Genomic DNA, 14286 nt, shown 5'->3' with positions numbered 1-14286 from the left:
TTCACTTAAGCTCTCTCCTGCTTACTTCTGCTTTTTTAATCGTATTACATTCCAAGATTTTTTATTTAGCTTAATCTTCAAAATTCCATTTTCCATTTCATAGTCAAATAATTTTTTCGATGTAATCGTTTGTTCGAAGACAGTATTAACCGCTTTCAAATTATCGTTTTCTAGAACGATATGCTCACTAAATGTATAACCTTCAAAACTTCTAATATTGCATTCTAATGTAATGCTCTCTTCTAAGTCTCGGTTAACTGCAAAGATAGTCAATTCTTCTGTTTCTTCATTATATACAGCAGCACTGTCAACATCGGTAACATCTGAATAATCTTTTGAATCATGTTTCGATGAATTTAAGGCAGGAAGCAGGGCAGTCCCTCTTCCATATTTGGAAACATGCAAGAATGGATAATAAATAGTCTGTTTCCAAGCATCCCCATCTGCATCGGTCATAATCGGTGCAATAACATTAACTAGCTGTGCAAGGCATGCTATTTTAATACGATCAGCATGCTTTAAAAAGGTAATTAACGTTAAACCAACAACTAACGCATCTTCCATGTTATATACGTCTTCCAGAATATGCGGTGCTTTTCTCCATGGGTTTTTGGCCATTGTCATCAATTTCTTTTCATTATCCTTCGTTTGAATAATGTTGTCTCCAACTCTTGAGTGATACCATACATTCCATTCATCAAAGGAAAGATTAATTTGTTTCTTGCTTCTTTTTCTCGCTTTTACATAATCAACCGAGGAAATGACCGTTTTAATAAAATGATCGATCTCCATTGACTTAGCAAGATAGTTTACGGGATCATCTTCATAGTTATCAAAATATTGATGTAAGGAAATATAATCGACATAATCATAGGTGTGCATTAACGTTTCTACTTCCCAGGTTGGGAATGTTTCCATCGAAGTGTTTGAACTTCCGCATGATACTAATTCGATGGTAGGGTCTATTAGTTTCATTGCCTTTGCTGTTTCGGAAGCAAGACGTCCATATTCTTCTGCTGTTTTACTTCCCATTTGCCAAGGACCATCCATTTCATTTCCTAAGCACCATGTTTTTATGTTATATGGTTCTACCTTTCCATGTTCAATCCTCAAGTTACTATATTTAGTACCATCTGGATGATTACAATATTCAATCAAATTACATGCATCTGCTACCCCTCTAGTACCTAAGTTAACCGCCATCATAATTTCAGAGCCTATCTTTTCGGTCCACTTGTTAAACTCTTGGATGCCGACTTCATTTGTTTCAATACTCCGCCACGCTAAATCTAATCTGGTCGGTCTCTGACCTTTTGGCCCAACACTATCTTCCCAAAAGAAGTTGGATACAAAGTTCCCGCCAGGATAGCGAATAATCGGTACATTTAATTCTTTTACCATCTCCATTACATCCTGTCTGAAACCATCTGGATCAGCTTTCGGATGACCCGGTTGATAAATACCTTCATAAACCGCCCTACCCATATGTTCAATAAAAGACCCGTACAAACGATCATCAATTTCTGCTATTTTAAATTGTTTATCTAAAATTAAATTTGCGTATTTTTTTGCCATCTATACCCTTCTCTCTTTTCTATTTTTATTTGAAATAAGCAATCTCCGATGCGAATTAAACCATACAATTTTAAAAGTTCACTTTCATTAACCGTACTACTTTAAGACCCTATTCCTGGTAAAAGTAGTACTGCTAGAAAAATAAGCATGATAACGAAACTATTCTCCAGCTCTCCCTCCATCTAGAAATCGTTTTCAAGATATAGTGTATGTACTGCCTCTCATGTGTATGATGGTTAATTAAGTTTTTAAAAAAAATCTACTCATAAACACAATATTTTTAAAAAAGATATTTCACAAAAACAATTGCACTTTAGTTGACCGTACAATTTTCGTATATTGCTCATTAAATAATCGAAATAGGGTGTACCTTTAAGGCCACCCATCTATCATGGAATATTCCTAAAAATCTTCAAAACTAGTATCCCGCGTTTATTCATCATAAAAACCGGAAAAACTACCAAAGCATTATAATTTACAGAATGGATTAATTTGTATATGATTACGCTTATACTTTTGAAAAGGAGAAAAAAAGATGACTAAAAATGAGCTTTTATCTTCGTTTACCTTGCCCAATGGAGTAACACTTAAAAACCGAGTGGTCATGGCTCCAATGACCAATTTTTCTTCCAATCAAGATGGGACTGTTACAGAGGAAGAAGTAAATTATTATGCACATCGTTCTGCAGGAGTTAGCATGGTCATTACTGCATGCACAAACGTTACGCGTAATGGTCAAGGGTTTCCAGGCGAATTCGCTGCCTATAGTGATGACTTTATTCCTAGCTTAACGAAATTAGCCTCAAGCATTAAAGAGCAAGGAGCAAAGGCAGTTCTCCAAATTTTCCATGGCGGACGGATGTGTCCTCCTGACTTAGTAAATGGAGATATTGTGAGTGCTAGTGATATACCTGCTGAAGGAAGTAGAAATCCTGTTCCACGAGCTTTATCAGAATCAGAGGTCGAAGCTATTATTGATGCTTTCGGGGAAACAACACGTCGTGCGATTGAAGCAGGTTATGATGGTGTGGAAATTCATGGAGCAAACGGGTACCTTATTCAACAATTTTTCTCTCCCCATGCCAATATTCGAGAAGATCGCTTTGGCGGAAGCCTTGAAAAACGGATGACTTTTCCGTTAGCGATTATTGACAAAGTAAAAAGTGTGGTAGACAAATACGCTACCTCTCCGTTCATTGTAGGCTATCGTTTTTCCCCTGAGGAACCCGAAACACCTGGAATTACAATGGGTGATACCCTTGCCCTAGTCGATAAACTAGCCGACAAAGGCTTGGATTACTTGCATGTTTCGCTCCAAGATTTCCATTCCACGCCAAGAAGAGGGGTGGAAGACTTATCGAAAACGCGCATTGCTTATTTGCTTGAAACAATCAATAATCGTGTTCCACTTATCGGCGTTGGTTCGATTTACAGTGCATCAGATGCACAACAAGCTCTAGAAACAGGAATTCCTCTCCTCGCTTTAGGTAGAGAACTTATTATTGACCCCTATTGGGTACAAAAAATCGCCGATGGAAAAGAAGAATCGATTGTTACAGCGATTAATAAAGAAAAGCAGAAAGAACTTGTCATTCCTGATCCTCTTTGGAATGCAATTATCCATACACCTGGTTGGTTTCCTGGAGTTTAAAGCGAGCTTTTATATAATATAAATAAGGAGAATCAATTGATTCTCCTTACTTTAACACCGAAATGTCTATTGATGTTCCATCATTATTTATAAAAATGATATTTTCAGATGTTTAATTTTTGAACTGTCTCAAATAGGATAGCGTACATCCAAAACTTCTAGGACATTTCTGTTTGTGCTTTGCTTTTGAGCCTGATTTACAAATTCATTAGGTTGATAGAATATTTAGTTTTACTTATAGCACTTTCCAATTAAGTCTATAAATAATTCCATCGTTTGATTCATTAGCATATGCTTTTTTACGATAAAGCCTACTTCCCAAGCTGCACTCGGAACATTTATAGGAATGTTTGTGATTTCACTGTATCCTTTTATATCTGTTAAACAGCCTATAAAGAGGAATATCCCTTTATTAAGACTAACAAATTCATATGCAAAATTTAGATCATGACTAAGTTTGCTGTAAATATTAGGTGTGATTCCTTCCATTGCAAAATTATCCGCCACAACTTGTGATAAACGAAAGGTATCATCAATGAGAATCAGTTTTTCATTCTTAAGATCGGTAAAGGTTATGCTCTCTTTTCTTGAGATTGAATGCTGTTTATTCACAATTGCAACAAGCGGATGCTTCATCACCGGATAGAAAGAAAAATCGATTTCATTTTTTGGATTAGCTGTTAAAGCCATATCAAGCGTTCCATCTAGGACACTTAATTCACACATTTTATCGGCAAATTCAAAAATATCAATCTCGATGCCAATTTGTTCCTTACCTAGTTCTAGAATATCTTTACTTCTTAGAATTCTTAATGTTCCCGGAGAAAAACCAACCTTCAGTCTTTTCTTTTCCCTTTCGACTTTACGATAAATATCATCAGAAAACTCATCAAATTGCTTCATTAATTTTTCTGCCCTCCCATAGAGATACTCACCAAATTCTGTAAGCGTCACCCCACGTGAATTTCGATGAAACAGAGCAGAACCCATTTGCTTTTCAATATTATTTATCGTCCTACTAAGAGCCTGCTGCGTAATATAAAGATCTTTAGCAGCTTTAGTTAGATTTTTTGTTTCACAGACCTTTAAAAAACACTTTAAGTCAGCAATATCCATTTGCATCACCTCAAACAAGATAAGAGCTTGTATCTATAGTATACAAGCTCTTAAAAGGGAATGTTTATTCAACTATTGAACATTAAGCAACAATTTGTTAGTAATTCTCATAGATTGCTTCTAATATGTCTACAAGCTCTTCTGTAGTTAATTCCTTTGGTACATATTGATAACAGACATCTTCCAATACCATCCTTGCTACACCGAGAAGCTCTTCCTTCGAAATTCCAAGATCTTTGATAGAAGGAATTCGGATAGTTGTAATCAACTTCCGGATAGCTGCTGCTACCACTTCACCAATCTCTACTGCTCCTTCATCCCCAGTAAAAGAAACCTCCATTGCTTCTCCTATCAGCTTCACTTTATCAGGGCTAACCAATGCAGCATATTTCATCACTTCTGGCAAAGCAAGTGCACAAATAACACCATGAGCTTTATGGAATGTAGCACCAACAGAATGGGCAATCGCATGTCCAAGATGAACTAATGCATCATTAAAAGCAATCCCAGCAAAATTACTAGCCAATAAAAGCTTTTCCCTTGCTACGATATTTTTCCCATCTTCGACAGCCGTTGGCAGGTAATTCGTTACATTCTTTATTGCTTCTAAGGCTAAAAGTTCTGACTTAGGATTAGGGTATTTTGTTGTGATTGCTTCTGCTGCATGGGCAAATGCATCCATCCCCGTATACGCTGTGACACTTGGCGGTACATCTAACGTTACCTCTGGGTCTAAAATTCCTAATGTTGCTGGACAAAGAACAGCACTTTTTACTTGATTAGAAGTATCTGTGACCACTCCCATTATCGTGCTCTCACTCCCTGTTCCGGCCGTTGTTGGGATAACAATGACTGGAACTCCTGGGTTATATACAGGATTGCCGAGATACTGATTGATAGGAAGTGGATTATGAACTAATACATTAATTGCTTTCGCCGCATCCATTACACTTCCCCCACCTAAAGCAACGATACCATCAATTTTTTCAGCCTTAGCTAGTTCTCCTCCTTCATCGATAATGTAATCAGGTGGATCAGGTATCACTTTATTAAAAGGGACGACTTCTATCCCTGCCGCTACTAAACTATTTTTACAGGTGTGATACGCATCTAATTTAGAAATCGTTTCATCAGATACAAGGATAACTTTTTTACATCCTAGATTCTTTACTTCCTCTCCCGTTTGGCTAATGAATCCATTCCCAAATATAATGGGACATAGCTGTGCATATTTTGCCATTTTCCTTACTCCTCCTTCTTCTAGTTTAAAGTGCATAGGCATTTAGATAGCCTGCTTCCACTGCATCCCTTATTCTTCCCGGCTTAGCAGCGTCTCCCAATACTCTGACTGTTTCAAAGTTAGATTGTATCTCCTCTATTAATTCTGTATTGGATTTTGTCCCTAGTGAAAGGACCACATAATCAAACATAAATTCTTTTGTTTCTCCTGTTTCTAGGTCTTCAAAACTTGCTTTTCCTTGATCAAGGGACATTAATTTATGCTTTGGATACATCGGAACACCTAATGGTCCAAGATGGCTCATCACATCAATCAAGCTCTGAAAATAAATTCCGGGTCCTATATTATCTTCCATTTCAAAAAGGCTAACATCATTTCCCTCTTCTGCTAACAGATGTGCAACCTCTATCCCAGTCATCCCGGAGCCAATTACTCCAACCTTCATATCCTTCAGCTTTATTTTGCCACTTAATATATCAACAGGAGTCAATATTTCTTCTCCGTCGGCTCCTGGGATGGAGCGTGGAATAACAGGTGAAGATCCTTGGGCAATAAATACAGCATACGGATTTAAGGTTTTTAGCTCCACCAGGGTTGCTGGTGTATTGAATCTTACTTCGATACCTAATTTTTCTACCTGTGCTTGAAAATAATCGGTTAACCAATTAATTTTCTCTTTATGCGGCGGTTTACTAGCATACTCTAATTGCCCGCCAACTCGATCACCTTTTTCAAAAACAACTGGCTTATAGTCTCTTTCTGCTAATATTCTTGCTGCCTCTAATCCTGCCGGACCTGCTCCTATAACAGCAACTGTTCTTCCTTCTCCATCTTTTTGCAAGCTGCTATATTCTAGCTCTCTTCCAGCCTCAATGTTGATACCACATTGACAAGGTATTGAAGATCTGTCTGCTCCCATTAATGTTTCCATACAATGAAGGCAGGAGATACATTTTCTTATTTCATTTATTCGTCCCTCTTTTGCCTTATTGGACCATTCTGCATCTGCAAAATGTTGCCTTGCTGAACCTACAAAATCAAGTTTTCCTTCTCCAATAATCTGATCAGCATACTCAGGGTCTCTAATGACAGCAACTCCAATGACTGGGATATTATTTAGTTCTTTTTTGACTGCCTCGGATAAATGGATTTTCCAGCCTTGTTCAAATGAAGTTGGCTCCCATGCTGTATTCATCGTTTCATAGGTTCCGGAACTAACATCAATTGCATCGACTCCTAATTCTTCCAATCGCTTTGCAATCCTTACTCCTTCAGGCAACTGTAAACCATCTCCAGGAAATCCAACCGTATCAGTAAACTCTTCTACTGATAAACGAACAAGTAAAGGGAAATCCTTCCCACATCGAGCTCTTATACCTGTAACAATCTCTTCTAAAAATCGCATTCGGTTTTCTAAGCTTCCACCATATTCATCTGTTCGCTTATTAGCACGTGGACTCAAGAATTCATGAATTAAATACCCATGAGCACTATGCACCTCAACGCCATCAATTCCAGCTTTTTTCAGCCGCTCTGCAGCATGAATAAATTTTTCTACCAACTCCGAAATTTCATCTTTAGTCATTGATTTTGTAGGCTGATGAACAGTCGGACATTCTATTTCACTTGGTGCCATCATCGGTAAGTTTCCGTTTACAGCACTGATACCTTGTCTTCCTGGATGATAAATTTGGACAACTACCTTGCCGTCATATCGATGAATCTCCTCTGCCAGCAGCTTAAGACCTGGAATCATTTGATCGTTCGCTACAGATATTTGATGAGAATTCCCTCTTCCTCTTTCTCCATCCACAAACGCACATTCCGTAATAACAACCCCGACACCGCCTTTTGCCCTTGCTCCATAAAAAGCAATATCCTTATCTGACACACTACCATCGGGATTCGCCAAATAATTCCCCATTGCAGTCATCACAATTCTGTTTCTTGTTTCCATCGATCCAATTTTTCCTGAAGAAAATAAATGATTCAACATACTTGAAACCTCCTTATACTAGGATTACTGATGCTCATCGTTTCTTGTGATTTTTTTCACAAAGTATAATAAAAAAATATAAGATAATAACAAGATCAACTTTCCAATATATCGCATGGTTATTACCTTCTTTTTTTATACTAAAATAGTTTGAGAGATTTTAAAAACAGTTAGCTGTTGTATTAGATACAACGAAATGTGGTGGCTTAAATCTGAAATGTTTTTTCTTCTAACCTCTTTTTAGAGGAAACGCATCTTTAGAAAAGGGGCTCAATACAAATCGGTTCCTTCCACTTAATTATATAACCTCCTCCCATCCCAATTTACAGATGGCAATACTCCTTCTGCTTTATATGTTAAGGAAATATCTCCTGTTTCCTCTGGATATTTAAGTTTAGCGAGGCTAAAGTATTATTCTAGTGGCAAATCTTTTGTTAATGTTTCTGTAAAATAAAGAAGCTGTAAATGCAACTAGTATAAAGCAAGTAGAGAAAAACGAGCTATTTTTCTCCACTTGCTTTTTCCATTATTTAAATGTTACTTCCCCACAAAATAAGTTTCCGTCGGCCCTAAATAGCTAGCTGCCGGCTTCTTACCTTTTGGAGAGATTACTAGCTTTTCCAATACAAATCCTGGGCTTACTGCATAAATTCTTAGTGTATTCAATCCTGCTTTACACTTGATTCGATTACAGTATCTGTGGATATTATTCAGCACATCCATTCCCCAATTGTTACTTTCCCCAACGATATACTCTTCTGGGATGATATTAACAATGTTGATGTCATCCTCATTTGCTTGGATACCACAGAATAAGGTATTATCCTTCGTGACTGGATTAGAAGGCTGTAGATATAATTCTACTTCATGCGTTCCAGCATGCTGTACGACAAAATGGTACTCTAGATAAGGTGCATCCTCCCCTGCTGTAAAATGCTTGGTTGTTGGAAAAGCCTTCATCGCAGATAATGTCTTGCCATAGCCTTCAAGCACTTCAAATCGATAAATATCCCCCTGTTGAGTAACCGCTTCCTTGTTTAAAAAATAATGCTCTGCTTCTATCGCAATATAGCCATTTGTATCCACAAAGGTCCGTTCAGGGAATTCCCTGTAATCACTTTGAGATGCGTATACTAGAATGGTACAGATACCACAAGGCATTTCTACGACAATATGCCCTTCTGATTCGTCCCTCATTTCCTTACGGTTAATTCTCACCTGTATGACTTCCGTCGTTTTTTCTTTGCCATCTAAGCTGCCACTCTTTTTAGAACAAGCTAGCCACTGATTTTCACAAGTAATTGTAAAGTCCGCATTTTTATCACTCATGCTAGAAATAGTAAATGTTGCCTCATCTATATGTGGCTGTAGGAATACATCTAAATACAGCGTATTATTATGCCATGCTGGACCTTCTGAATGCTGATCCGTCCCATCTATTGAAACGACTAATCTCGGTTTATTAGCAGGTAACACTTGCATAAGGCTTGGATTTTGGCAGCCTTCTTCATTCCAGTTTGTAAAACCGATATGTTCAGAAAGTCCCATTCCATACCACTTCCCATTATCAATCGTATGATATTGCTCCACCAGTTCTCTATCTCTATTCAAACACGCTCTAATCTGTTCTGCTAATTTGTTCGCTTCCATTTTACCAAGCTTGGCATCATCATGATTTTTCCCGGTAAGTAGCCACATCTTCTGCAAATTCAAGTTCCCTACTGCAGGATAATAGACTAAGGAGAAATACTTTGATAATTTTTCTGGATCCACATGCTTATATAGTTCATTCGCAGCCTTTAAAAGATAATGGATTTGCTGCAATGTCTGATCTGTTTCCATATAATGAACTGGATGATAGACTTTGGCATTCATATGCTCTGGCCTGCGATTATGTGCTATCTTCGTGTAGCCTGTTAAGAGCTCAAAAACCTTCTCTTTTTCATTCTCATTAAATACACCGTCAAACTGCGTATCAATCCATTTTCTCGTATAATCATCTGTCTTATTTTTTGCAGACGTTCCCCATTTTTCAAAGTCATATGCCAAATCCAAGAAATAAGCTAACGGGAATTCCTGTGTAGCAATATCTCCTACATTTACAATCCACAAGTCGCGGACGCCAAAATCGTAAGCCATTGTCATCTGTTCCCATATCTTCGGAAGATAGGAGCTGTTTATCCATTCATACGAAATGGGTCCACCATGGTAATCAAAATGATAGTACATCCCATACCCACCTGAATGGCTGCGCATTTCTTCTGTTGGCAAGGTACGCAAATTTCCGTGGTTATCATCACAGAGCATGAGAATGATATCTTCAAGCTCCTCGGAGCCGATTAAGCCCGACGTATGTTCATCTCCATAAAAGAAGGGCTCCACTTCTTTATATAAAGCTAGCATTCTCGGAACTTCTGAAAGATTTGGATTAATCGTTTCCTGCATTAATTGATTTTGCGTCTTGATAACATCTCTTAGTAATTCGATATTATCTGCAAGGGTAGCATCTTTCCCCATAATAGTTGTGTCCGCTTCCCCACGCATCCCAACTGTAATAACATTTTCAAAGTTTCCGTTCCGCTTTAGACCATCTTCCCAAAACCTAGTAATCCCTTCTCTATTCGCAATAAAATTCCAGGCGTCTCCATAAATGGAGTCCTTCCCACGCAAATATTTATATTCCTCTCCATTTCGCAAACAAGGTTCATGATGGGACGCCCCCATGACTACCCCATATTCATCTGCCAGTTCTGCATTTAACAATCCTGGTCCATCCTCACTAAAACGGGCAGACCACATAGCTGGCCATAGATAATTCCCTTTTAACCTCAGCAACAATTCAAAAACATGATCATACATTTCCGCATTAAATCCACCAAAATTCTTCGTCGTCCAGTTCCCAAAGGCTGGCCATTCATCATTGATAAAAAAACCACGGTAACGAACAGACGGCTCTTTCGAAAGATATTTTAAGTCTCCATTTAACGAGAATGACTCTTTACGCTTCGGTTTGACATCACACCAATCTACCAACGGCGAAACACCAAGGAGCTCTGATAAATGAAATAGACCATAGATTGTACCACGTTTATCACTCCCTGCAATTATCAGTGCTTTTTCCACCTCTTCAAAGGGATGATCAATCACTTGAAATAAATATACTTCTCTCTTTCCTTTCACTACTGACAGATCAATCAGCTTTTTCTCTTCCAATTCATGAAGCATTGGACTATGATTCACCGTTCCATATAAAACAGCATGCTTTCCAAGCTTCTTTCGATCCGCAGTCACTTGTGGTGCATAGCCAAATACTAGCTCCACATCCCCCATAACCTTTCTAGCTATTTTATGTATTCCACTAAATGCCTCTTTTTCTTGATAAAATAAGAAACCAGCATCTTCAGTTGCCGTTCCGTTTTTTAACATGTCTTGGTTAATCGTAAATTCCATATAAACACCTCTTCTATTGGATAGGTTTATGACAGATTTTTTACAACGAGCTAGTGGCAGGCAATTCAGAAAACTCCCCTTGTAAGCGATTACCTTTCCCCTATAAAAAATAATACCATATTCTTTTTTCCAAATGTGTAAAAAAACACAAAATTCGTGGTCACAGTGACGCCTCGAAATTTGTCGATGATTGCTAGAGAGTTACGAATAATCATAAATAACTATCATATGATTATTCGCGTTTATCTATAAATGGAATACTTATGTCCTAACCTCTTTCATTCCTACTTAAATCGCTCAATTGCAAAAAGGTCAATATTTTCATTTGTTCTTCTGTTTATTATTAATTCACTTAGAATTTTTCCTATTACACTGCTAAATTTAAAACCATGTCCTGAAAATCCAGCTGCTATTGCTATATTAGGATGTTTTGGATGTAAATCTACAATAAAATCTTCATCAGGTGTTAATGTGTATGTACATGTTTTTCCATATAATAATTTCCCAGTAGAAGGCATAAAATTTATTAAAAACTGTGTCAAGTCTTCTTGATCTCCTACTTCCTCACCAAATGTTGTCATAGCTTCATCTGGATTTATCGTAGTTCCTCCATCGTGTCTACCAACTTTCAAGCCAGCTTTTTGAATACTAGGGAATCCGTAGTAGTAGCCATTAGGTGTATCAAACGCGAAAGCCGGGAAAACATTCTCCCCATAAATCGCCTCATCCACATCAAACCACGCAAAGGTCTTTCTTACCGGATTAAGAGGTAACTCCAAGTCAAGCATGGCTAACAATTGATTTGACCATGCACCAGCAGTCAAAATCAATGAGTTAGCAATAAAGGAATCAGAATTTGTCGATACCTCAACACTCTCTGCATTAGCAGTAATGGATGTAACTCTATTGTTTGTTAATATAGTGACACCATTTAATATAGCTAGTTCACGATATGCATCAATACTTTCTTCGCATCGAAGTACACCAGAAGTTGGTTCATAGCAACCAATGAAGCCACTTGGCACTGTAATACCTGGCCAACGGTCTTTAATATCTTCTGCACTCATTATTTCAATTGGAAGAGAAAAGCGTTTAGAGCTAGAAATTATATTTTTTATAGAACTAGAGGATTCTTTTCCTACATTTAAAACCCCTGTTTTTAAAAAGAATTGTTTTCCTGTTTCCCTCTCTAACTCATACCACAACTCTTGTGCTTTAAGTGCTAAAGGTACATACTCTTCCCCTTCTCCATAAGCATGTCTGATAATCCTTGTTTCCCCATGATGACTTCCCTTATCATGAGGAGGATTATGCGAATCTAATAAAAGTACTTTTTTCCCCGTTAAAGATAAATAATATCCTGCCGCCATCCCCATCGAACCAGCACCAACTACTATAACATCATAATTTACCATTCGCTTCTACCTCTCTGAAAGCTTATTATTAGCAATTTCTTGCTAATTTTATTGTAATATATTCTTATTAGATACTGTGTCAAATCTTTTACTATATAATTACTCCTCTTAAACATTTAATTCAGAAGTTATCCTTGGTTTAGATAATTGGAAATTCAAATTTTATCTGACCGAACTAAGCTAGCCCTGTAGTTTATCAAGTCCTAATGGTCTTTATATATCTTTAAATATATTAGTGATGTACCTTCAAAAGATATAATGTGCAACATTAAAGACAAGTTATTGATTTAATCAGTTTCTAGTATCATCACCTATTTTTAATTTTACAAAGTATCCTTGTCTCATTTCTTCCTTTTTTAGATTCATAATATGTTTACTTAAATATTCCTCTATCTGAAATGTATCTCAATAATCATTCCTTTTACAACACTTAGTTGATATGTTGGAGTAAGCTCCCATTTGTTCACAACACAAAAAGGACAAGGTATCCCCTGCCCTAACATATTCCCATTTACCCTTTATTCATTTCAGCTTTAGTCTTTTCAAAAAAAGCATTCACCCGTTTCCCAATAGTCTCCTCCGAAACGGTCAAAAGCTTACCATCCCCGACAATCTGCTTCCCTTCCACAAACACATCTTTAATAGCATTCGGCTGCATCGAATAGACAATATTTGCAATTAAATTAGTTTTTGGTAATAATGACAAATCATTGGTATCGATCGCCACAAAATCAGCTTGCATTCCCTGTTCTAATTTTCCGATTGGTAAACGCAAGATCTCTCCCGCATTTTTTGTCCCCATATCAAATACTTGCTGGGCATTTACAACCGTTCCATCCAATCTATCAACCTTTTGTAAGATTGAGCACATTCTCATTTCCTCAAAAACGGAAATTCGATTATTGCTACACGCACCATCTGATCCCAGTGTAATATTCACCCCTGACTTCACCAAATCTGGAATCTTCGTAATCCCATCCGCTAGAAACATATTGCTAGATGGACAATAAGCAAGGGAGGAGTTTCTGGAACCAAGAAGTTCTATTTCAGCTTGTTCTAGCCAAACCAAATGAATCGCGATCATTCGCTCATCGACTACTCCTAATGAATCTAAGTAATGAACTGGTCGAAGTCCATATTTCGCTAGCGTCTCTTCCACCTCAAAGGGTTCTTCTGCTACATGAATATGGAACGGTGTGTCCATCTCACAAGCAAGACGATGCCCGGCTTTAATCATTTCCGGAGATGCAGCATGTGGACTATGTGGTGCTGGTTGGATATGGATCATCGAATTGCCTTGATATTTCTTCGCAAGCGCATAGGTTCTGGAAACAGCATCATCAATTGTCTCGATATACGCTTTCGGAGCTCCATCCCAATCATACATCGTCCGTGCTAATACAAGTCTAATCCCAACATCCTTTGCAGCCTGAATAACTGCTTCATCATAGGCTATCCCATTGTTATGCACATAGAAAAAATCACTGACAGTCGTCGCCCCATAGCGAAGCATTTCCCCAAATGCAAACAAAGCACCCATGTAAATCGCCTCTTCATCTAAGTATGGCGTATATTTATATAATGCCTCATCCCGCCATTCCAAAAATGGTCGATCGACCGCAATTCCTCTCAGTAAACTTTGAAAGGAATGATTATGAGAATTGACAGTGCCTGGAATAATCGTTTTTCCTTCTAATGAATGAACCATAGCCCCTTTATACTTTTCCTTTAACTTGCCAGTCGGGCCAATTTCCTTAATCACTCCATCTTCCACATACAAACTATATCGCTCTTTAAAAGTTCCGTTCGCATAAACACTATCCGCTATAAATAATTTCCCCAC

Annotated in this window: 8 protein-coding genes; 1 reads left to right on the top strand and 7 read right to left on the bottom strand. The window is 37.7% G+C overall.

The genetic code is table 11. The annotated features are described in order from the left end of the window. Nucleotides 1–21: 21 nt before the first annotated feature. Nucleotides 22–1575, bottom strand: coding sequence for an alpha-N-arabinofuranosidase (locus AB3U99_RS05175; RefSeq protein WP_400246022.1), 1554 nt, complete (start codon nt 1573–1575; stop codon nt 22–24). A 535-nt stretch (nt 1576–2110) separates the two neighbouring features. Here AB3U99_RS05175 and AB3U99_RS05170 point away from each other — a divergent pair. Next, nucleotides 2111–3226, top strand: a complete 1116-nt coding sequence (locus AB3U99_RS05170; protein WP_400246020.1) for an NADH-dependent flavin oxidoreductase — start codon at nt 2111–2113, stop codon at nt 3224–3226. Between the two features lie 231 nt (nt 3227–3457). Here AB3U99_RS05170 and AB3U99_RS05165 read toward each other — a convergent pair whose 3' ends face one another. The 6 genes from AB3U99_RS05165 to AB3U99_RS05140 all read right to left on the bottom strand — a co-directional run bounded on the left by AB3U99_RS05165 (nt 3458) and on the right by AB3U99_RS05140 (nt 14286). Then, nucleotides 3458–4342 carry a LysR family transcriptional regulator gene (locus tag AB3U99_RS05165; protein WP_400246018.1) on the bottom strand — a complete coding sequence of 295 codons (885 nt, stop codon included), beginning with the start codon at nt 4340–4342 and terminating at the stop codon, nt 3458–3460. A 97-nt stretch (nt 4343–4439) separates the two neighbouring features. Then, nucleotides 4440–5582, bottom strand: coding sequence for an iron-containing alcohol dehydrogenase (locus tag AB3U99_RS05160; RefSeq protein ID WP_400246016.1), 1143 nt, complete (start codon nt 5580–5582; stop codon nt 4440–4442). Between the two features lie 25 nt (nt 5583–5607). Next, entirely contained in the window at nt 5608–7578 is a 1971-nt protein-coding gene (locus tag AB3U99_RS05155) for an FAD-dependent oxidoreductase (protein ID WP_400246014.1), read from the bottom strand. Between the two features lie 537 nt (nt 7579–8115). Continuing rightward, complete coding sequence (locus tag AB3U99_RS05150; RefSeq protein ID WP_400246012.1) at nt 8116–11028, bottom strand: glycosyl hydrolase 115 family protein; 2913 nt, start codon at nt 11026–11028, stop codon at nt 8116–8118. Between the two features lie 284 nt (nt 11029–11312). Beyond that, a complete protein-coding gene (gene solA / locus AB3U99_RS05145) occupies nt 11313–12443 on the bottom strand; it encodes an N-methyl-L-tryptophan oxidase (RefSeq protein WP_400246010.1) in 1131 nt (376 codons plus the stop codon). Between the two features lie 511 nt (nt 12444–12954). Then, complete coding sequence (locus tag AB3U99_RS05140; RefSeq protein WP_400246008.1) at nt 12955–14286, bottom strand: amidohydrolase family protein; 1332 nt, start codon at nt 14284–14286, stop codon at nt 12955–12957.

The sequence above is a fragment of the Niallia tiangongensis genome, assembly GCF_044704065.1.
GTDB lineage: Bacteria > Bacillota > Bacilli > Bacillales > Cytobacillaceae > Niallia > Niallia tiangongensis.
The sequence above is the reverse complement of the archived record's forward strand: the minus strand, read 5'-3'. Positions and strand labels throughout refer to the sequence as shown.